At 72.9% G+C, this 20,861-nt stretch carries 18 protein-coding genes and 1 tRNA gene; 7 read left to right on the top strand and 12 right to left on the bottom strand.

Annotated elements, in window-relative coordinates; genetic code table 11:
• Positions 1–21: 21 nt before the first annotated feature.
• The 4 genes from WBQ80_RS12505 to serS all read right to left on the bottom strand — a co-directional run bounded on the left by WBQ80_RS12505 (position 22) and on the right by serS (position 3,876).
• A tRNA-Ser gene (locus tag WBQ80_RS12505) sits at positions 22–106 on the bottom strand.
• 139 nt (positions 107–245) lie between these two features.
• Positions 246–1,655, bottom strand: a complete 1,410-nt coding sequence (locus WBQ80_RS12500; protein WP_336573197.1) for an LCP family protein — start codon at positions 1,653–1,655, stop codon at positions 246–248.
• 98 nt (positions 1,656–1,753) lie between these two features.
• Positions 1,754–2,599 carry an HAD family hydrolase gene (locus WBQ80_RS12495; RefSeq protein ID WP_336573198.1) on the bottom strand — a complete coding sequence of 282 codons (846 nt, stop codon included), beginning with the start codon at positions 2,597–2,599 and terminating at the stop codon, positions 1,754–1,756.
• 8 nt (positions 2,600–2,607) lie between these two features.
• On the bottom strand, positions 2,608–3,876 hold the full coding sequence (gene serS, locus WBQ80_RS12490) for a serine--tRNA ligase (RefSeq protein WP_337282571.1): 1,269 nt from the start codon (positions 3,874–3,876) through the stop codon (positions 2,608–2,610).
• A 99-nt stretch (positions 3,877–3,975) separates the two neighbouring features.
• Here serS and WBQ80_RS12485 point away from each other — a divergent pair, with 99 nt between their 5' ends.
• Complete coding sequence (locus WBQ80_RS12485) at positions 3,976–5,244, top strand: diacylglycerol/lipid kinase family protein (protein WP_337282570.1); 1,269 nt, start codon at positions 3,976–3,978, stop codon at positions 5,242–5,244.
• Here the strand turns inward: WBQ80_RS12485 and WBQ80_RS12480 are convergent.
• The 3 genes from WBQ80_RS12480 to pheA are packed head-to-tail and all read right to left on the bottom strand — an operon-like array spanning position 5,241 to position 7,115.
• Positions 5,241–5,528 (bottom strand): hypothetical protein, encoded by a 288-nt coding sequence (locus tag WBQ80_RS12480; protein WP_336573201.1) that lies wholly within the window; start codon positions 5,526–5,528, stop codon positions 5,241–5,243. The two genes, WBQ80_RS12485 and WBQ80_RS12480, sit on opposite strands and share 4 nt — an antisense overlap.
• Positions 5,525–6,151, bottom strand: coding sequence for a hypothetical protein (locus WBQ80_RS12475; RefSeq protein ID WP_336573202.1), 627 nt, complete (start codon positions 6,149–6,151; stop codon positions 5,525–5,527). The genes WBQ80_RS12480 and WBQ80_RS12475 overlap by 4 nt, the downstream gene beginning before the upstream one ends.
• A 4-nt stretch (positions 6,152–6,155) precedes the next feature.
• Positions 6,156–7,115, bottom strand: coding sequence for a prephenate dehydratase (gene pheA, locus WBQ80_RS12470; protein ID WP_336573203.1), 960 nt, complete (start codon positions 7,113–7,115; stop codon positions 6,156–6,158).
• 82 nt (positions 7,116–7,197) lie between these two features.
• On the opposite strand from pheA, the gene WBQ80_RS12465 reads away from it, so the two are divergent.
• Together WBQ80_RS12465 and pgm are read left to right on the top strand one after the other, a co-directional pair.
• Positions 7,198–8,487: a DUF445 domain-containing protein gene (locus tag WBQ80_RS12465; protein ID WP_336573204.1), complete on the top strand. Its 1,290-nt coding sequence runs from the start codon at positions 7,198–7,200 to the stop codon at positions 8,485–8,487.
• Positions 8,488–8,545: 58 nt separating this feature from the next.
• On the top strand, positions 8,546–10,180 hold the full coding sequence (gene pgm / locus WBQ80_RS12460; RefSeq protein WP_336573205.1) for a phosphoglucomutase (alpha-D-glucose-1,6-bisphosphate-dependent): 1,635 nt from the start codon (positions 8,546–8,548) through the stop codon (positions 10,178–10,180).
• A gap of 12 nt (positions 10,181–10,192) precedes the next feature.
• Here the strand turns inward: pgm and WBQ80_RS12455 are convergent, their stop codons facing one another.
• The 5 genes from WBQ80_RS12455 to WBQ80_RS12435 form a co-directional block, all read right to left on the bottom strand.
• Positions 10,193–11,506 (bottom strand): glycosyltransferase, encoded by a 1,314-nt coding sequence (locus WBQ80_RS12455; protein WP_336573206.1) that lies wholly within the window; start codon positions 11,504–11,506, stop codon positions 10,193–10,195.
• Positions 11,503–13,668 carry a glycosyltransferase gene (locus tag WBQ80_RS12450; protein WP_336573207.1) on the bottom strand — a complete coding sequence of 722 codons (2,166 nt, stop codon included), beginning with the start codon at positions 13,666–13,668 and terminating at the stop codon, positions 11,503–11,505. The genes WBQ80_RS12455 and WBQ80_RS12450 overlap by 4 nt, the downstream gene beginning before the upstream one ends.
• Positions 13,669–13,815: 147 nt before the next feature.
• Positions 13,816–14,232 (bottom strand): hypothetical protein, encoded by a 417-nt coding sequence (locus WBQ80_RS12445; RefSeq protein WP_336573208.1) that lies wholly within the window; start codon positions 14,230–14,232, stop codon positions 13,816–13,818.
• A 99-nt stretch (positions 14,233–14,331) separates the two neighbouring features.
• Complete coding sequence (locus WBQ80_RS12440) at positions 14,332–15,150, bottom strand: M15 family metallopeptidase (protein ID WP_337282569.1); 819 nt, start codon at positions 15,148–15,150, stop codon at positions 14,332–14,334.
• Complete coding sequence (locus tag WBQ80_RS12435; protein ID WP_336573574.1) at positions 15,150–15,821, bottom strand: amidase domain-containing protein; 672 nt, start codon at positions 15,819–15,821, stop codon at positions 15,150–15,152. Before WBQ80_RS12435 ends, WBQ80_RS12440 begins: the two co-directional genes overlap by 1 nt.
• 281 nt (positions 15,822–16,102) lie before the next feature.
• On the opposite strand from WBQ80_RS12435, the gene WBQ80_RS12430 reads away from it, so the two are divergent.
• The 4 genes from WBQ80_RS12430 to WBQ80_RS12415 all read left to right on the top strand — a co-directional run bounded on the left by WBQ80_RS12430 (position 16,103) and on the right by WBQ80_RS12415 (position 20,837).
• Positions 16,103–17,377 carry an ABC transporter substrate-binding protein gene (locus tag WBQ80_RS12430; protein WP_442893187.1) on the top strand — a complete coding sequence of 425 codons (1,275 nt, stop codon included), beginning with the start codon at positions 16,103–16,105 and terminating at the stop codon, positions 17,375–17,377.
• A gap of 84 nt (positions 17,378–17,461) precedes the next feature.
• Complete coding sequence (locus WBQ80_RS12425) at positions 17,462–18,439, top strand: carbohydrate ABC transporter permease (RefSeq protein ID WP_336570851.1); 978 nt, start codon at positions 17,462–17,464, stop codon at positions 18,437–18,439.
• 2 nt (positions 18,440–18,441) lie between these two features.
• Complete coding sequence (locus tag WBQ80_RS12420; protein ID WP_442892666.1) at positions 18,442–19,383, top strand: carbohydrate ABC transporter permease; 942 nt, start codon at positions 18,442–18,444, stop codon at positions 19,381–19,383.
• Positions 19,380–20,837: a GH1 family beta-glucosidase gene (locus WBQ80_RS12415; protein WP_336570850.1), complete on the top strand. Its 1,458-nt coding sequence runs from the start codon at positions 19,380–19,382 to the stop codon at positions 20,835–20,837. The genes WBQ80_RS12420 and WBQ80_RS12415 overlap by 4 nt, the downstream gene beginning before the upstream one ends.
• The last annotated feature ends 24 nt before the right edge of the window (positions 20,838–20,861 follow it).

Below are 20,861 nucleotides of genomic sequence, written 5' to 3'. Positions count from 1 at the left end.
GGTTCGTCTCGTGGTGGTGCGCGGAGGGCGTGGGATTCGAACCCACGAGGCATTGCTGCCCACCGGTTTTCAAGACCGGCTCCATCGGCCGCTCGGACAGCCCTCCTCGTCGCCTCGGCGCCCGTGGGACGGGTGCCGATGGCCGGACAGGGCCCGATTCTAGCCGACGGCCGCTCTCGACAGCCTGCCACGGCGCGCCTGTGCGACTCCTGAAACGGATGCCGCACGGCCGCCGCCCGGCCGGGTCAGCCGGAGTTCGCCGTGGCGCAGCGCTCCTCGTCGGCGGTGAGGCCGGTGACGTCCTGGGGCAGCTCCTCGGCTCCGGGGGTCGCGGGAACGCTCGGCGTCGGCGTGGTGGCGGGGTCGGACGCGGGGGCCTGCGTGGCCCCGTCCGTCGGCGTCGCATCGGGGTCGACCGTGCCGTACGACGCGTCGGCCCCGGCGTCGGGGTCGAAGACGACGGGCTCGTCCTCCTGCAGCGCACGGTTCACGACCTCGGCCGACGCCGTCGGCTCGACCGCCGAGAAGTCCCACGTGTACGCGGTCGGGTACTGGATGAAGGCGATCTTGCCGAGGTCCACGTCGCCGATCGTCCGCGCGATCGAGATGAGTCGGCCGGGATCCTGGAGCGAGGTCGAGAGCGTCATGTTCTGCACGACGGCCTGCGCGATGCCGTAGAGCTTGACCGGGTTGCGCAGCGTCCCGTCGGACCGGAGGGTGCGGGCGAGCGACGCGAGGAAGGCCTGCTGCGCCGCGATGCGGCCGAGGTCGCTGCCGTCGCCGACCCCGTGCCGCGTGCGCAGGAACGCGAGCGCGGTGTAGCCCGAGATGCTGTGCCGTCCGGCATCGAGCTTCAGCCCGGACTGCGGATCGTCCACGGCATCGACGAGGCACACCTCGACGCCCCCGACCGCCTCGGAGAGGGCCGCGACGCCCTTGAACTGCACGATCCCGCCGACCGGGACGGTGGTGCCGGTGAGCTCCTCGATCGTGCGCGCCACGCACGGCAGCCCGCCCCATCCGAGCACCTGGTTGAGCTTCACGCCGTAACCCGGCGGGAGCGTGTTCGACGCGTCGGCCGGGTCGGGGCATTCGGGCACGTCGACGAGCATGTCGCGCGGGAAGCTCACGACCTCGACGTGCGAGTGGTCCTGCGAGATGTGCAGGAGCATCGTGACGTCGTTCAGCTCGGCGGAGTCGATCTCCGGGTCCCCGAACGAGCCGTCGGCGGGGCGCTTGTCGCTGCCGACGAGCAGGAAGTTGAGGCCGCCCTCCATCGCGCCGATGTCGGGCACGTCGTCGAGGATGTCCTCGCCCTCGAACACCACGCCCGGCTGCACGCCCCGCACGAGGTTCCCGACCGCGTAGGCGCCCACGGCCGTGGCGCTCACCGCGACCACGGCGACCATGGCGCCGGCGACCTTCGCGAGGGTCCGCACCGTCGAGCGCCTCGAGAGCCGCCCGTGGCGCGCGGGCGGGATGTCGGCCTCGTCGAGCACCGGGGTCCCCACCTCGGTGCGGGATGCGGCCGGGGGCACGAGCGTGCCGACGAGTACGTCGCCCTCGACCGGTCCGTCGGGGGACGCGTCGGACGCTCCGTCGCCCGCGCCCTCGGGCGACACGTCGGACGCGCCGTCGCCGGACGCCGCCGGCACCGGTTCATCCTGCTCCGCGTCGCGCGGACCCGGACCCTCATCGCCCATTCGCGTGCTCCCCCTCGGCCGATCCTACTCGCGGCGCTGTGAGGGAGCCGTCAGGGCAGCGAGTCGAGGACCGCGGCGAGTCCCGCGTCGTCGATGGCGCCGGTCGTCTCGCTCGCGGCGTCGAGCACCTCGGCGGGGGCCTGCCCCATCGCGACCGCACGTCCGGCGGCCTTCGCCCAGTGGAACATCTCGATGTCGTTGCGGCCGTCGCCGACGGCGATCACGCGCCGCAGCGGCACGTCGAGCCATCCGCGCACGCGTTCGAGCGCCGTGGCCTTGTTGACCCCGTCGGGGGCGATGTCGAGCCAGGCGGTCCAGCCCACCGCGTAGCTGACGTGGTTGAGGCCCATCTCGTCGACGATCGCGAAGAACTCGTCGAGCTCGTGGTCGATCGACGTGGCCACGACGCGGATGGCGGGCTGCCCGAGCAGCTCGTCGAACTCGACCTTGCGGGCGCGCTCGAGGTTCCAGTCGGTCATGCCCTCGGTGAAGAGCCGGTAGCCGTCGGCGAGCTCGACGAGGAACCGCCCGCTGGGCAGCACGTCGCGGATCTGCCGGAGCACGGGCGTCGCGTCGAACGTCTCGACGTGCGCCTGCACCCACCCGTCGGGCGACGCGGGGTCGCGACGCAGGGTCATGGCGCCGTTCGCGCACACGACGTACTCGGGGTCGAGCTCGAGGTGCTCGAGCACGGGCCTCGTGGTCGACCACGAGCGCCCGGTCGCGAGCGTCACGCGGTGCCCGCGGGCGACGGCGGATGCCACGGCGTCGGCCACGCGCGCGTCGATCGACTCGTCCTCGTGCATGATCGTGCCGTCGACGTCGAGCGCGACGAACCAGCGATCGGCCTCGGCCGCGGGGCCGGGCGCGTCCCGTCGATCCGCGCTGCGCGGCATCCGCTCGCTCATCGCTCGACGGGGCGGAGCACCTCGAGGCCGCCGAGGTGGCCGCGCAGGCCCTCGGGCACGATCACGGACCCGTCGGCCTGCTGGTGCGTCTCGAGGATCGCGACGATCCAGCGCGTGGTCGCGAGCGTGCCGTTGAGCGTCGCGACCGGCGCCGTCTTCCCGGACTCGGTGCGATGGCGGATGTCGAGGCGGCGCGCCTGGAACGTGGTGCAGTTCGACGTGGACGTCAGTTCGCGGTACGCCTGCTGGGTGGGCACCCACGCCTCGACGTCGAACTTGCGCGCGGCGCTCGAGCCGAGGTCGCCCGCGGCGACGTCGATCACGCGGTAGGCGAGGCCGAGCGCCTGGAGCATCTCCTCCTGCCAGGCGAGGAGCCGCTCGTGCTCGACCTCTGCGTCGGCCGGGTCGACGTACGAGAACATCTCGAGCTTGTCGAACTGGTGCACGCGGATGATGCCGCGCGTGTCCTTGCCGTGGCTGCCCGCCTCGCGGCGGTAGCAGGTCGACCAGCCCGCATAGCGGATGGGACCGTTCGACAGGTCGAGGATCTCGTCGGCGTGGTACCCGGCGAGCGCGACCTCGCTGGTGCCCGTGAGGTAGAGGTCGTCGGCCGGGAGGTGGTAGACCTCCTCGGCGTGCGCGCCGAGGAAGCCGGTGCCCTGCATGACCTCGGGGCGCACGAGCGTGGGCGTGATGAGCGGCGTGAAGCCGTTGGCGATGGCCTTGTCGAGGCCCATGTTCATGAGGCCGAGCTGCAGGCGGGCGCCGACGCCCTTGAGGAAGTGGAAGCGCGCGCCCGACACCTTCGCGCCGCGCGGCATGTCGATCGCGTCGAGCAGCTCGCCGATCTCGAGGTGGTCGCGCGGCTCGAACCCGAATGCGGGGATCTCGCCGACCTCGCGGAGGACGTCGAAGTCCTCTTCGCCGCCGGCGGGCACGCCGTCGATCACGACGTTGCCGATGCGCTGCACGGCCGCGGCGAACGCCGCTTCGGCGGCGCTCGCGTCGGCGCTGGCCTGCTTGACCTTCGCAGCGAGTTCCTGCGCCTGCGCCACGAGCGCGGCCTTCTCGTCCTTCGGGGCCTTCGCGACCTGCTTGCCGAACGCGTTCTGCTCGGCGCGCAGCGACTCGAACGACGCGATGGCCGCGCGGCGCGCGGAATCCGCTGCCACGGCCTCGTCGACGAGGGCGGTCGACTCGCCGCGCGCCTCCTGCGAGCGCTTGACCAGGTCGGGGTTCTCGCGAAGCAGCACGGGGTCGATCACCCGTGCAAGTGTAGTCGCGGCATCCGGCGCGCCGACCGGGCGCGGTCAAGCCCCCCGCTCGCACGGCCGGCGCACGCGCCCATGCCCTAGATTCGAGCCATGAGGGCTGGCGAAGAACAGGTGACGGATGCCGCGGGCGGCGGCAGGCGCGCCGCGGTGATCTTCAACCCGGTCAAGGAGGGCGTCGAGGAGCTCCGCGCCGTCGTGACCGGGATCGAGAAGGACCACGGCTTCGGCCCGACGCTCTGGATCGAGACGACCGAGGACGACCCGGGCACGGGCCAGGCCCGCACGGCGGTCGAGGAGGGCGTCGACCTCGTGATCTCGGCGGGCGGCGACGGCACCGTCCGCGCCGTGGTCGAGGGCCTCGAGGACTCGGGCATCCCGGTCGGGCTCATCCCCCTCGGCACGGGCAACCTCTTCGCCCGCAACCTCGACATCCCCGTCAACGACATCCCGGCCGCCGTCGCGCTCGCGTTCACGGGCGTCGACCGCGCCGTCGACGTGCTGCGCGCCCGCGTGCGCCGGCCCGACGGCACCACCGACACCGAGGTGTCGCTCGTCATGAGCGGCATCGGCTTCGACGCGGCCATGATCGCGAACACCGATCCCGACCTGAAGAAGCGCGTCGGCTGGCTCGCCTACGTCGACGCCGGCATCCGCGCCATCCCGAACTCGGCGCCGTTCCGCGTGGCGCATCGCATGGACGACGGACGCACCCACCGGTCGCGCGTCGCGAGCGTGCTCATCGCGAACCTCGGCTACCTGCCGGGCAACATCGAGCTGATCCCGGAGGCGGCGATCGACGACGGCCGCCTCGACGTCGTGCGGCTGCAGCCGCGCAACGTCTGGGGCTGGCTCATGGTGTGGCGCAAGGTGGCCTGGGAGAACCGGGTGCTGCGCAAGAGCGCGCTCGGCCGCCAGCTCATCGACCTGACCGGCGGCAACAAGCGCCGCGAGGTCGTCTACGCGAGCGGCCGCACGGTCGACATCGTGATCGACGGCGACCCGCAGGAGTTCGAGATCGACGGCGAGGAGATGGGGCAGATCACCGCTGCGCGGTTCGCGATCGACCCCAGGGCGCTCGTGGTCCGCGTCGCGGAGCAGGCCGCCGAGCGAGCCTCGGAGGAGGCGACGCAGCGCGCGACCGAGCAGGCCGCGGCCGGCGAGCCGCCCGCGGACGAGGAGCTCGACACCGAGCTCGACGAGGCCGAGCTCGAGGCGGCCGAGGCCGCGGCCGAGGAGGCCGTGGCGACGCAGCCCGTCACGGGCGAGATCGCCGCCGCCGACATCGCCGAGGCCGACGCGACGGCCGGCGCCTCCGAGTCGGGCGCGCCGGCGGACGGCGCCCCGCGCGAGTCCCGCTAGGGGGCGTCGCGGCGCGAGCGCACGATCGCGGCGTACCTCGCCCCGACCACCAGCGGCAGGCCGACGAGCGCGGCGACGACCAGGGTCGTCGCGGCCGGGCTCAGCAGGAACGGCAGCATCCACATGAGCTCGAGCGCCCCCTGCCCCTCCTCGCCGGGCGGACCGCTGCGCGCGAGCTCGTCGGCCGCGAGGCTCCACGACACGAGCCGCCAGAGTCCCGCGGCGCCCACCGCGGCGAGCACCGCGAGGGCGATCACGGACCGGTCGAGCAGCGCCCGGATCACGCGCCGCCCTCCTCGCCGGCCGACCTTCGAGCGGGCGCGAGGTCGCGGGCCCTGCGGAGTCCGTCGACGACCGTGAGCACCACGACACCGAGGAGTCCCGTGGAGAGGAGGCTCGGGGCCGCGTACTGCGCCAGGGCCTGGACGACCATCTCGCCCGAGTCGGCGGGCTGGCTGAAGAGCGGGACCCGGGACGCGAGCGACCAGACCAGTCCCGCGCCGGCGAGCGTCGCGCCGACCGCCACCGCCCAGGCGACGCCGAGCGCGATGCGGACGACGCGCGCGGCGGGATCGTCGAGGGAGTCGGCGGGGTCGGCGGGGTGGGCGGGGCCGACGGGTTCGGCGGGACCGTCCGGGTCGTCCGAACCGTCCGGGCGGTGAGACGCGGGCGGCGGCGTCGCCGCCACGCGGGCGGGCGGCGGATCCGGCGGCGAGGGCGCGGGCGGACCGGCCGGACCGTCGGACGCTCGAGCGCGGCGTGGCGACGCCGGCTCGGGAGACGGCACGGCGGGCTCGGGACGGAACCCGGGCCCGATCTCGGCCGGCGCCGTGGCATCCGTCGGCCCCTCGACCCAGCCTCGCTGGTAGCGCGGGTCGTACCGTGGGTCGAACTCCGCACCGCTCATCGCGTCAGCCCTCCTCGGGCTCTCCGCTCAGGACCCCGCGAAGCCAGTCGCGCGCCTCGATGAAGATGTCGTCCTCGTACTTCGAGTGGTACTGCGCCTCGCGCCGGTCGGCGCGCGCGTACGAGCCCAGGAAGATGACCTTGGGACTGAACCGGCGGAGGCCGAGCAGCGCGTCCGCGACCCGCTCGTCCTCGACGTGCCCCTCGAGGTCGACCACGAACCGGTACCGCCCCATCTCGTCGCCGATCGGTCGGGACTGCAGGAGCGAGAGGTTCACGCCGCGCGTCGAGAACTGCTCGAGCATCGCCAGCAGCGAGCCCGGCTCGTCGTCGGGCAGCTCGACGATGAGGCTCGTCTTGTCGGCGCCCGTGCGCGGGGCGATCCGCCGCGACCGGCTCACGAGCACGAACCGCGTCATCGCGTTCGGGTTGTCGCCGATCGACTCGGCGAGCACCTCGACGTCGAGGTGGTCGACGATGCCGGGCGGGGCGACCGCGGCATCCGCCAGGCCGTTCTCGAAGAGGGATGCCGCGGCCTGCACGTTGCTCGTCGCCGGCATGTGGCCGTGCTCGGGCAGGTTGCGCTCCAGCCAGCCGCGGGACTGCGCGTACGCGACCGGGTGCGCGTTGACCACGCGGACCTCGTCGAGGCGCGTGCCGGGACGCGCGACGAGCACGAAGTTGACCGGCACGAGGTACTCGCCCACGATCCGGAGGCCCGGCACGGTCGCGAGCGCGTCCTGCGTCGCGGTCACTCCCCCGTCGACCGAGTTCTCGATCGCGATCATGGCCGCCGTGGAGCGCCCCTCGACGACGTCGGCGAGCGCCTCGCCCACGTTGTTGACGCTGCGCCAGTGTCGGCCCGCGGCCTCCGGCACCTGCTTGAGCGCGGCCTCGGTGAAGGTGCCGGCCGGGCCCAGGTACGAGTACGTCTCGTCGGGTCGTGGCGCTGCGGCATCCGTCATGCGCCAAGCCTACGGCCGTGCCCGACGGTGTTTCAGGGCCGCCGTCCGGGTGGGAGGGGCAGAATCGCTGCAGGGGGTGACGATGACCCGGACGATGGAGACCGCCGGACGACCGCGGACGGTGCCGACCGATGCCGAGCGCCTCGCCGCGCTCGTGCGCATGAAACGACTCGCGACCTCGCTGCTGCTCGTCGCCGCGGTGGTCTTCGCCGTGGCGTTCTCGCTGCAGGAGTCGGTGCCGTGGCTGGGCTTCGTGCGGGCCGCCGCCGAGGGCGCGATGGTCGGCGCGCTCGCCGACTGGTTCGCCGTCACCGCGATCTTCCGACACCCCATGGGGCTCCGGATCCCGCACACGGCGATCATCCCCAACCGCAAGGACGAGATCGGCGCGGCGCTCGGCGCGTTCGTGCAGGACGAGTTCCTCCGCGACGACGTCGTGCGCGACAAGCTGCAGCGCATGGGCCTCTCGCGCCGGGCGGGCGAGTGGCTGCGCGAGCCCGCGAACGCGGAGCGGGTCGTGGAGGAGGCGTCGGTGGCCGGTCGCGGCGTGCTCACGCTGCTCGAGGACGACGACGTCGCCGACGTGCTCGAGCAGCTCGCCCGGAGGCACCTGCTCGAGCCCGAGTGGGGTCCCGCGATCGGGCGCGTGGGCGCGCGGCTCGTCGCCGCCGACCAGCAGCGCGCGGCCGTGGACGCCGCGTTCGAGCGCGCGGAGGCCTGGCTCGCCGAGCATCCGGAGGCGTTCGGCAGCATGGTGTCCGAGCGGCTGCCGCGCTGGATGCCCGAGTTCGTCGGGCGCGTGGTCGACGACCGGGCCCATCGCGAGATCGTCGGGTTCGTCGCCGGGGTCCGCGAGGACCCGCGGCATCCGCTCCGCCTCGCGATCGACGACTGGCTCGCCGAGCTCGCCGACGACCTGCAGCACGACCCGCAGGTCATCGCGCGCGTCGAGCAGCTCAAGCACGACCTCGCCGACAGCCCGCGGCTGCGCGAGTTCGCCGGCGAGGCCTGGGCCTCGATCAAGGAGACGCTGACGACGGCCCTGGACGACCCGGACAGCGACCTGCGGCGCCGGGCGCGGCGGGCGCTCGTGGAGCTCGGCGGGCGGCTCGCCACCGATCCGCAGCTCGACGCGAAGGTCGACGCCTGGGTCACGGATGCCGCGACCTACGTCGTCGGCCGGAGCCGCCACGAGATCGCCGCGCTCATCACCGAGACCGTCGAGCGATGGGACCCCACCGAGACGACCGAGAAGCTCGAGCTGCAGGTGGGCCGCGACCTGCAGGTGATCCGCATCAACGGCACCGTGGTGGGCGCGCTCGCGGGCCTCGCGATCCACGCGATCGCGACCACCCTCCAGTCGCTCGCGTGAGCGTCGGATGACGCCGCAAGGGGTGTCGCCGACGGAGCGCGACCGGCAGGATGGGGGCATGCACGAGCGAGCGGGAACTCCGGCGACCGAATCCGACCTGATCGACGTGGAGGCCCTGCTCCGGGCGTACTACGACCGGCATCCGGACGTCTCGATCCCCGAGCAGCGCGTGGTGTTCGGCACGTCGGGGCACCGGGGGTCGTCGCTGAACACGGCCTTCAACGAGGACCACATCCTGGCCGTCACGCAGGCGATCGTCGACTACCGCACGGGCCAGGGCGTCACCGGTCCGCTGTTCATCGGCGCCGACACGCACGCGCTGAGCGGCCCCGCCCAGACCACCGCGCTCGACGTGCTCGTCGCCAACGGCGTGCGCGTGCTCTCCGACGAGTACGACGACTACGTGCCGACGCCGGCGCTGAGCCACGCGATCCTGAAGTGGAACGACGACCCCGCGAAGCGCGCCGAGGGCGAGGCGGACGGCATCGTCATCACGCCGAGCCACAACCCGCCGCAGGACGGGGGCATCAAGTACAACCCGCCCCACGGCGGCCCCGCCGACTCGGACGCCACGAACTGGATCGCGAACCGCGCGAACGAGCTCATCGCCGACGGGCTCCGCGGGGTGAACCAGGCCGAGCCGAGTGCCGTCGAGACGTACGACTTCCGCGGCGCGTACGTCGAGGACCTCGCGCAGATCATCGACTTCGACGCCATCAGGGCGAGCGGCATCCGGATCGGGGCCGACCCGCTCGGCGGCGCGTCGGTCGGCTACTGGGGCGCCATCCGCGATCGCTACGGCATCGACCTCGAGGTCGTGAACGAGAAGGTCGATACGCGCTGGTCGTTCATGACGCTCGACTGGGACGGCAAGATCCGAATGGACCCGTCGAGCCCGAACGCGATGGCGTCGGTGCTCGCGAACCGCGACCGCTTCGACATCCTCACCGGGAACGACGCCGACGCCGACCGCCACGGCATCGTCACGCCCGACGGCGGGCTCATGAACCCCAACCACTACCTCGCGGTCGCGATCGAATACCTCTACGCCCACCGGCCCGACTGGCCGGCGGATGCCGCGATCGGCAAGACGCTCGTCTCGAGCTCGATGATCGACCGGGTCGCCGAGTCGCTCGGCCGGAGGCTCGTCGAGGTGCCGGTGGGCTTCAAGTGGTTCGTGCCGGGCCTCCTCGACGGGTCGGTCGCGTTCGGCGGAGAGGAGAGCGCGGGTGCGTCGTTCCTCCGCAAGGACGGCACCGTGTGGACCACCGACAAGGACGGCATCCTGCTCTGCCTGCTCGCGTCCGAGATCCGCGCCGTCACCGGCAAGAGCCCGTCGCAGCTGTACGCCGAGCTCGTCGAGCGGTTCGGCGATCCCGCGTACGAGCGCACGGATGCCGCCGCCTCCCCCGCGCAGAAGTCGGCCCTCTCGAAGCTCGACGGCGACGCGATCGGCGCCACCGAGCTCGCGGGCGAGCCGATCACGGCGAAGCTCTCGTCGGCGCCCGGCAACGGCGCAGCGGTGGGCGGCGTCAAGGTCGCGACCGAGCACGCGTGGTTCGCCGCTCGCCCGAGCGGCACCGAGGACGTCTACAAGATCTACGCCGAGTCGTTCAAGGGACCGGAGCACCTCGCCGAGGTGCAGGCCGAGGCGAAGCGCATCGTCGACCAGGCCCTGCAGGCCGCAGGCTGACGCCGGGTCGCGTCAGGCCGCCGACCGTACGCCCGTCACGAGGGCGTCGTACGCGAGCTCGGGGCCGGGCCGGGCCGACTGCCGGGCCGCGGCCGCCTCGAGCCGGTCGCGCGCGTCGCCGTCGAGCCGGAGCACGCGGTCGACGGCCACCGCCAGGTCGCCGGCGGATGCCGCGTTGGGGTCGAGCACGACGCCGAACCCGGCGCCCTCGATCGAGGCGCCGCCGGCGAACTGGTCGGTCGAGAACGGCAGCACGACGAGCGGCACGCCGGCGCCGACGGCCTCGGTGACCGAGTTGTTCCCCCCGTGCGTGACCGCCGCGGCGGCCGCGTCGAGCAGTCGCACTTGGGGGAGGTAGCGTCGCACGAGCCAGTCGGCCGGGAGGTCGCCGAGCTCCGCGGCATCCGTCGACCCGGTCGCGATCGCCGCGCGCACCCCGCCCGAGCGCAGCGCGTCGACGACGCGGCGGAGCACGTCGCCGCGGACCGAGAGGAAGCTCCCGAAGCTGACGTAGACGAACGGGCCCGCGTCGGCGATCCACCGCTCGACGTCGGCGTCGACGCGCTCGACGCGTCGCGCCGAGCCCAGGAACCGGTGGGGCGACAGCAGCCCGAGCCGGTCGTCGTCGGCGAGCTCGGACGGGAAGTTGTACAGCACCAGCGGGCCGTGCTCGCCGAACGCGTCCTCCGAGGGCGGATGCGACGGCGCGAGCTCGCGCGCCGCCGCGTTCCACTCGTCGGTGAATCGGCCGGCCACGCGCTCGCAGAGCGCACGGAGGTCGGCGAGCTCCCCCGGGTCCGGCGCGAACGCCGTCGGCCACGCGGGAGGGAAGCCGTACACCTCGTCGCCGACGGGCAGCGCACTGGGATGCCCGAGGACCACGTCGCCGTGTGGCACGCCCGCCGCCTGCAGGCCGAGGCGGGCGCTGAACGCGAGGTGGTCGACGATCACCTGGTCGGGCGCGACCTCTTCGACGATGCGCAGCGTCGCGCGGGCCGCCTCGACCGGGCGCCACATGAGGTCGGTGAGGCGCTCGGCCGCCTGGTAGGCGAGCGTCGGCACCGCGCCCTCGCGCGTCGCGGCGAAGAAGCCCCGGAGCGAGTCCCCCTCGTCGGCCGGCTGGTCGTCGGCGGCGATCACGCCCGGATTGCTGCCGCGGCCGAGGCGCAGGTCGACGTGCTCGAGCCCGAACTCCTCGACGATCGCGGCGGTCGCCGGTCCCGTCGCCACCACGACGCGCTCTCCGCGGTCGCGCCACGCCGTGGCGAGCGTGGCGAGCGGGAGCAGGTGCGAGGCGTAGTCGGGGCTGATGACGAGCAGCGTCATGCCACGGCCTCCACGCGCTCGAGCAGCTCGGCCTCGGCGCGCGCGACGCCGTCGTAGACGCCGGCGAGCGCGTGCGACATCCGCTCGATCGTGAACTCGGCGCGGACCATGGCGCGGGACAGGTCGGCGCGCGAGTCGTCGCCCGCCTCGGCCTCGCCGGCCGCGATGTCGAGCGCCGCCGCGAGAGCGTCCCCGAGGCGGGCGGGGTCGGAGGTCGCCGTGAGGATCCCGGTGACGCCGTCGTCGATGTACGTCGCCGGACCGCCGCCGTCCGGGGCGACCACGAAGAGGCCCGTCGCCATCGCCTCCAGGATGGCCAGTCCGAACTCCTCCTTCATGCTCGCGCAGGCATACACGCCGCCGGGCGCGGCGAGCCCGGGCAGCCCGTGGCGTGCGGCGGCCATCCATCGCGCGGTGACGCCGTTCGGCCGGTGGCCCGCGAGCAGCAGCCCCGCCTCGGCCCGGCGGGCCGCGGGGACGACCCGCTCGATGCGGTCGAGCTGCTCGCGCTCGTCGGGCGACGGCTGCTCGAGGTCTCCGCCGACGACGAGCAGGTTCGCCCGCTCCGCGAGCCCGCTGCCCGCCCAGGCCTCGACAAGGGCGGCCATGCCCTTGACCCGGTGCAGCCGGCCGGCGGTCACGACGAGGGGGAGGCTCCGGCGCGCGGGCACGAGGGATCCGACGAGATCGCGGAGCTCGGCGAGCGCCGGCGACGGCTCGGACCCCGCGGCGTGGTCGGCCGCCTCGGCGAGCGCGGCGTCGACCGTCGCGAGATCGACCCCCTCGGGCACGATCGTGTGGCGCTCGGCATGCGCCGTGAGGTCGACGCCCACGAGCCGGAGGAGGTCCTGCTCGAGGTGCGGACGCGGGAAGAGGACCGTGTGGGCCGCGTTGGCCGCGACGCGCTGGACCAGGCGAGCGCGGAACCAGAAGTGCTCGACGAGGTCGGTGCGGCCGAAGTTCTCGCGCGTGAGCCGGCCGGCGCGGTCGAGGGACTCGATGACGCCGTGCGGGTCGGGGGCGAGCGAGAACACGACGGGGATGCCCAGTTCGCGCGCGGCCTCGACGGCGGCGAGCGTGCCGACGTCCGCCATCCGGAGGTGGAGCGCGGAGACTCCGCCGGCAGCGCGGAGGATTCGGCGCGTGGCGCGCTTGGCGGCGACGCGGAGCGGCCACGCCGCCGCGGACGGCACCGGGTCGTGCAGGAGCGGGGTCCGCCCGTACACGTGACCGGGCGCACCCGAGCGGAGCGTCTCGAGACCGTCGATCGCCTCTCGGACCGAGCCGCGCGACATGGTCAGCACGCGGCGGATGCCGGAGTCCGGGTCGGACGCGAGCGCGTCGCCCAGTCGAACGAGGAGGGTGGCGATGCCCCCGTTGTCGCCCGCGCCGGCCGCGCTGAGGTCGGGATCGATGTCGGCGTGGAGGAACAGCTGGGCGACGGTGAGTCCGTCATCGGTCTCCGCGGGCGGTGCGGCCGCCTGCTCGAGGTCGACGACGGCCAGCCGCGCGACGTCCCCGAGGAGTCCGCCCGCACCGGCGAGCCGGTCGAGCGTCTCGGTCGCCTCGGCGCTCGCCGGCCGGTCGCCGAGCGCCGCGACCGCGGCGACGCGCACGGGCTCGGGCTCCGAGGCGTCCGTCGCCGCTCGCAGCAGCGCCGACTGCGCGATCGGATCGCGGACGAGTCCGAGCGTCTCGATGAGCCGCGCCCGCGCCGCGGGCTCGTGGACCCCGAGCAGCGCTCCCTCGACCCCGACGAGCAGCGACTCGGCGCTGCCCTCGGCCCACTGCTCGAGCGTGCGCTGCGCGAGCATGCCGGTGAATCCGCCGTCGACCACCAGGCGCAGCAGCGCCCCCATCGCCTCGGCCCTCGGCAGCCCGGACGCGAGCGCCCAGGCCGCGTGCTCGCGGAGGAAGGCCCGTTCGTCGGACAGCAGGCGGACGAGCAGTCGTGCCGCCCCGGCGTCGAAGACCCCGGCGAGCGCGTGCGTCGCCGCGATCGCGGTGAGCTCGTCGTCGTGCGCGAACGCCTGCGCCAGGACACGGACGGTCCGCAGCCCGGGATCGCGTCCTGCCTCGAAGGCGAGGTCGTCGGCCAGGCGCATCGCGTCGACGATGCCCGGCGCCCCCGTGACGGCGTCGAGCGCGGTCTGAACCCCCAACGGTGCTCCCCTCCTCGGCACGCACGGGCCGGAGGTCCGCGGCGTGACGCCGATGCGGGCGCGAGTGCCGCCCTCCCGCGGATCATATTGGCGGGAGGTTGACGTTTCGCCGCGTCTTGCTGGGAATGCGGTGAGGGCCGGCGCGCGTCAGCCGGCGAGGACCGTCCGGCGGGCACCGCTCGTCGCACGCCGATTGCCGATCCGGTCGGCCCGGTGCCGCGGGTGCCGTGCCCGGTCCTCCGACGGCGCCACGACGAACGAGGTGCGCACGACCTGCGGGCTCGGCGCCTCCCGGGCTTCACGGTCGACCCGGCTCGCGGCGACATCGCGATCGGCGGTCACCTCGGCGACGAGCCGCTCCTCGACGAGCCGGCGCTGCTCGACCAGGGCGGTCGCGATCGACTCGGTCCGCAGGTCGGCGAGCTGGGCGAGCTCGGCGGCGGGCCGGCGGTCGTCGTCGGTGTTCGCGCCCGGGAGCGCGAGGTCGAATCGGGCCGCGGCCTCGGGATCGGGCGCGCGGAAGGTCGAGCGTCGGGACGCGGGGAGCTGGAGTCTACGGAGCACGGTGGGGAAGGTCTCGGTGTCGGCATTAAGGGGGACCCGACCATGAGACCACGCCCGCGTGTGAGCAACCCTCACGGGTGCTGGGAACTCGATGAACGCTCAGCCGGCGTACTCGGGCGCCGGGGGAAGTCCGAAGAACTCCTCGAGCGTCGTGATGCCCTGCTTCCGCATCTCGGCGGCGAGGTCCGTCCCGACGTACCGGAAGTGCCATGGCTCGAACTGGTAGCCGGTCACCGCCTGCTTGTCGGCCGGGTACCGCAGGACGAACCCGAACCGGTGCGCGTTGTCGCGGAGCCACTGTCCCTCCGGAGTGTCCGCGAAGCACACGTCGAGCGAGCACACGCCGGATTCCGCGCCGACGTCGATCGCGAGGCCGGTCTGGTGCTCGCTGAATCCGGGCCGCGCGGTGAGTTCGTCGTCGCCGTCGTAGATGTTCTGCTGCGCCCCGAACGACCGGTAGGCGCTGTTCGATGCGAGCGCGAGGCCCGCCTCCTGCGAGGCCGCGCCGAACATCGCGACGACCGCATCGGCCGCCTCCTGGCGCAGCACGGGCTCCCACGTGTGCGCGACGGGCACGGGCACGAGGTCGGCGGGCTCGTACTCGGCGGGCTGCAGCGGGCGCAGCTTGTCGACGACCACCCAGATGCTGGCGGGGTCGTCGATCGACCGGGCCGCCTTGTCGAACGGCGGGATCACGGGCTCGGGCGTCGCGGTCGCCGTCGGCGACGGGCGCGACGCCGGCTCGCCGGTCGGCTCGGCGGATGCCGGGGAGCGGTCGACGGCGGCCTCGGAACCCCCGGAACCGGCGCCCGTCGCGATGAGCACGGCGAAGGACCCGACGATCAGGATGGCGCTCAGCACGGAGGCCACCACGAGCCGACGACGCTGGACCTCGGGGCTCGGTTCGTTCCCGCCCATCAGCCGGCCAGGCGCCAGTAGTACACCGAGGCGCCGGGGTGCTCCTCGGTGATCGCGACGTCCACGTCGCGGTAGTCGCTGTCGAGCGTGTGGCCCGCGAAGTACACCTTGACGTCGGCGTCGCTGCGCTCGATGCGGGTCACGATGCCGGTGTGGTCCCGGTCGCCCGAGTCGTCCCAGTCGAACTGGACGATGTCGCCGAGCTGCACCTCCGCGCGGCGGCTGTCGTCGAGCGGGGTGGCGAGGTCGGGCCGGCTCGCGAGCCAGTCGTGCATGGCCGTCGAGCTGCGCCACGTGGGGCTCGACGCGTAGGGGTCGCCGCCGTGGTACCAGTCGTCGTCCTGCTCCCAGCCGCGAACGACCAGCGCCTGGCTGGTGAAGTTCACGCAGTCGTTGCCCTCGAGCACGCCCCACTCCTCGTCGTTGTAATCCGACCAGTATGCGAGGACGTACTCGAGCTGCGCCATCACGGCCGGATCGGTCGTCTCGTCCGCCACGTACGCGGGCGTCGGCTCGGGCTCCTCGCTCTCGATCGCCTGGTCGGTACCCGGGACGGAGGCGGTGGCATCCGGGGAGGTCGCCTGCGGGGGCAGCGGCGGGATCCCGGCGCAGCCGGTCGCGCACAGGGCGAGCCCCGCGGCGAGGCCGGCGGCGAGGAGGCATCGGATCACGCGGGCCACGCTAACCGGACCGGCTCCGAGGACGCCGGGAGCGGCATCCGCTGGACCTGTGTGCCGGGCGGACGATCGCCGGGTCGCCGTGCGGCGGCATCGCACCGGATCCCGCCGCACGTGCGCCGGGTCACGATCAGGTCACGACGCCGAATCCGTGAGAGCGCTCTCTTGACAACGCCCGACGCGGCTCCCTAACATCGGGAACCGCATCGTGAGAGCGCTCTCACCGACGAGTGGAGCGCGCCCGCGAGGCCCCCGTCAACCACGCACACAAGGGAGTGACCGTGAAGCTTTCACGACGCACCAAGGCGTTCGCGGCCGTCGCCGGCGCCGCTTCGTTCGCCCTCATCGCCACCGGCTGCGCCGCAGGCGCCGACACCGCCGCCGAGGAGGGCGGCCCGGTCGAGCTGACGCTCGCCACGTTCAACGACTTCGGCTACACCGACGAGCTCCTGCAGGAGTACATGGACGAGAACCCGAACGTCACCATCGTCCACAACCGCGCCGCGACGTCGAACGACGCGCGCGCCAACTACTTCCAGAAGCTCGGCAAGGAGGGCCTCGCCGACATCGAGGCCGTCGAGGTCGACTGGTTCACCGAGGCGATGCAGTACTCCGACCTGCTGGCCGAGGTGCCCGACAGCGCGAAGGGCCGCTGGCTCGACTGGAAGGAAGCGGCCGCGACCGACGCCGAGGGCCGCCTCGTCGGCTTCGGCACCGACATCGGGCCGCAGGGCGTCTGCTACCGCGCCGACCTCTTCGAGGCCGCGGGCCTGCCGACCGACCGCGCCGAGGTCGCGACGCTCCTCGAGGGCGACTGGAACAACTTCTTCGACGTGGCCGACCAGTACACGGCCGCGACCGGCAAGCCGTTCATCGACTCCGCGAACTCCGTCCTCCAGGGCATCGTGAACCAGCTCGAGACCGCCTACGAGGAGCCCGACGGCACGATCGTCGCGACCGAGAACGCCGACATCGAGGACGCGTACAACACCGTCGTCGAGCGCGCGGTGCCGATCTCGGCCTACGCCGGCCAGTGGAGCGACGACTGGTTCGCCTCGATGGCCAACGGCGAGTTCGCCGCGATGCTCTGCCCCGGCTGGATGCACGGCGTGATCTCCGGCAACGCCCCCGAGGTCGAGGGCTGGGACATCGCCGACGTCTTCCCCGGCGGCGGCGGCAACTGGGGCGGCTCGTACCTGACCGTCCCGGCCAACGGCGAGAACGTCGAGGAGGCGCTGAAGCTCGCCGACTGGCTCACCGCTCCCGAGCAGCAGGTCAAGGCGTTCGCCAACGCCGGCACGTTCCCGAGCCAGGCGGACGCCTACGAGGACGAGGACCTCACGGGCTTCACGAACGAGTACTTCAACGACGCCCCCACCGGTGAGATCGGCATCGCCCGCGCCGAGGCCGTGACCGTCGCGACCTTCAAGGGTCCGAAGTTCTTCCAGTTCCACGACGCACTGCAGAACGCGGTCACGCGCGTCTTCGACGGCGTCGAGGACCAGAAGACCTCGTGGAACACGTGGGTCACCGAGGTCGGCGCCTTCTAGTCCCCCGCTGACCGGGTGGGGGCCGCGCACCCGCACGGCCCCCGCCCGCCCTCGATCGCCCGCCGCACACCCCCGGGAGTCCCCGTGACCGCCACCGCCACCAGGCCGCCCGCCGCACCGCCGAACCGGACGGCGCGCCAGCCGCGCGTCATCTCGTTCAGCCAGCGGCTCAGCCGGTGGGACCTCAAGGTCTCGCCGTACCTCTACATCTCGCCGTTCTTCATCATGTTCGCGGTCGTCGGGATCTTCCCCATCGCGTTCACGGCCGTCATCTCGTTCATGGACTGGGACCTCGTCCGCAACTCCGGCGAGTTCATCGGCTTCGACCAGTACGCCTGGATCCTCGGCCAGCCCCAGTTCTGGACCGCCCTGCGCAACACCTTCAGCATCTTCCTGCTCTCGAGCGTGCCGCAGCTCATCGCCGCGCTGTTCATCGCCGCCATGCTCGATCGCAACATCCGGGCCAAGACCTTCTGGCGGATGGGCGTGCTCGTGCCCTTCGTCATGGCACCCGTCGCCGTCGCGCTGATCTTCAGCAACATGTTCGGCGACAACCACGGCCTCGTGAACAACGTGCTCACCGACCTCGGCCTCCCGGCGATCCAGTGGCACAAGGACGCCTTCTGGAGCCACGTCGCGATCGCGACCATGGTGAACTTCCGCTGGACCGGCTACAACACCCTCATCCTGCTCGCCGCGATGCAGGCGATCCCGCGCGACTACTACGAGGCCGCGAGCATCGACGGTGCGGGGCCGTTCCGGCAGTTCCGCAGCATCACGCTGCCCTCCCTCAAGCCGACCCTCATCTTCGTGATCATCACGTCGACCATCGGGGGCCTGCAGATCTTCGACGAGCCGCGCATGTACGACCAGTTCGGTCGCGGCGGCGCGGCGCAGCAGTGGCTCACCATCACGCTGTACCTCTACGACATCGGCTGGGGCCAGTGGAACTTCGGGCGGGCCGCCGCGCTCGCCTGGATCCTGTTCCTGATCATCCTGATCATCGGCCTCATCAACCTGCTCGTCACGAGGCGACTCGTGCGCGACGAAGGGCGGCGATAGCCATGACCGCACTCGACACCTCCCCCGCGTCGGCCCCGGCCTCCGAGGTCGTGCCCGGTGCGGCCGAGCGGATGCCGCGGGGCCGGCGACCCCGCGGACTCCGCGGCACCACGCGCATCCGCGGCGTGCGGGCCGGCTTCTGGGTGTACGCCGGACTCGCGGCCGTGCTCCTCGCGTCGCTGTTCCCGTTCTACTGGTCGCTCCTCATCGGCTCGGGGGACGCCTCGACCCTGAACGACCCGAACATGTCGTGGATCCCGGGCGGGAACTTCCTGGCGAACGCGGCGACCGTCGTCGACGACCCGGCCGTGAACTTCTGGCCCGCGCTGTGGAACTCGATCTACAGCTCGGCCCTCATCGCGGCCTCCGTCGTCATCACGTCGACCCTCGCCGGATGGGCCTTCGCCAAGCTGCGGTTCCCGGGCTCGAAGCCGCTGCTCGTGTTCGTCGTCGCCACCATGGCGGTGCCGATGCAGCTCGGCGTCGTGCCGCTGTACATCCTGTTCGCCGACCTCGGCTGGACGGGCAGCATCGGCGCGATCATCGTGCCCGCCCTCACGAGCGCCTTCGGCGTGTTCTGGATGACCCAGTACCTGCAGCAGGCCGTGCCCGACGAGCTGATCGAGGCCGCGCGCGTCGACGGCGCGTCGATGATCCGCACCTTCTGGACCGTCGGCGTCGTCGCCGCCCGTCCCGCCGCCGCCATGCTCGCCCTGTTCACGTTCGTGACGGCCTGGAACAACTTCTTCTGGCCGTTCATCGTGCTCGACCGCAGCGACCCGACCCTGCCCGTCGCGCTCTCGCTCCTGCAGTCCAACCACTTCGTGGACTACTCGATCGTGCTGGCCGGCGTGCTGCTGTCGACCCTCCCGCTGCTGCTGCTGTTCGTCGTCGCGGGCAAGCAGCTCGTTTCCGGAATCATGCAAGGAGCCGTCAAGGGATGACCATCACCCACCCCGCCGCCGAACCCACCGCCGCCGCGGTCCGCCGCTTCCCCGAGGGCTTCCTGCTCGGGGCGGCCGCGGCCGCCTACCAGATCGAGGGCGCCGCCCACGAGGACGGCCGCACCGATTCCATCTGGGATGCGTTCAGCCGCGTGCCCGGCGCCGTCGTGAACGCCGACAACGGCGACGTCGCGTGCGACCACTACCACCGCTACCGCGACGACGTCGCGCTCATGCGCGAGCTCGGGCTCAACGCTTACCGGTTCTCGACGTCGTGGGCGCGCGTGCGCCCCGACGGCGGGCCGGTCAACGCGAAGGGCGTCGACTTCTACTCGCGCCTCGTCGACGAGCTGCTCGAGTCGGACATCACCCCGTGGCTGACGCTCTACCACTGGGACCTGCCGCAGGCGCTCGAGGAGCAGGGCGGCTGGGCGAACCGCGACACGGCGTTCCGCTTCCGCGACTACGCGCTCAGCGTGCACGACGCGCTCGGCGACCGCGTGAAGATCTGGACGACCCTCAACGAGCCGTGGTGCTCGTCGTTCCTGAGCTACACCGCCGGCGCGCACGCACCCGGGCGGCAGGAGGTCGCGGCCGGCCTCGCGGCGGCGCACCACCTCATGCTCGGCCACGGCCTGGCCGTGCGGGCACTGCGCGAGCGGGACGCCTCGCTCGACCTCGGCATCACGCTGAACCTCACGGTCGCCAAGCCGGTGGACCCGGCCCACCCGGGCGACCTGGACGCGGCGCGACGCATCGACGGCCAGTTCAACCGGGTGTTCCTCGACCCGATCTTCCGCGGGCGCTACGCGGAGGACCTGCTGGCCGACGTCGGGCACCTCGGCCTCGACGCCGTCGTCCGGCCGGGCGACCTGGAGGTGATCGCCACGCCCATCGACGCACTCGGCGTGAACTACTACCACGGCGAGTACGTGAGCGACCGCCCGGCCGCCGAGCCGATCGAGGGCCAGGCGCCCACCGACCGGGCGACGCGCTCGCCCTTCCCCGCGGCCGAGGGCGTGCACTTCCACTCGCAGGGGCTGCCCCGCACGGGCATGGGGTGGGAGGTGCAGCCCGACGGACTGCGCGAGCTGCTCGGCCGCGTGCACCGCGAGTACGCCGGCCCCGCCGGCGTCCGCCTGTTCGTCACCGAGAACGGCGCCGCCTACGACGACGAGGCGGCGCCCGACGGCGCGATCCACGACGTCGAGCGGACCGGGTTCCTGCTGTCGCACCTGTCGTCGATCCTCGACGCCATCGACGAGGGAACGCCCGTGCACGGCTACTTCTACTGGTCGATCCTCGACAACTTCGAGTGGGCGTGGGGCTACGACAAGCGCTTCGGCCTCGTCCGCGTCGACTACGAGACCCAGGAGCGCACCGTCAAGGACAGCGGGCTGGCCTACCGGGCCGTCATCCGCGACCGCGCCCTGCCCGCGGCATCCGCTCGCTGACCCCCGCCGGACCCCCGGACCCGA

It is taken from the genome of Agromyces sp. CCNWLW213 (assembly GCF_037199545.1).
Classification (GTDB): Bacteria; Actinomycetota; Actinomycetes; order Actinomycetales; family Microbacteriaceae; genus Agromyces.
Note: the sequence above shows the minus strand (reverse complement) of the source record. Positions and strands in the feature narration are given on the sequence as shown.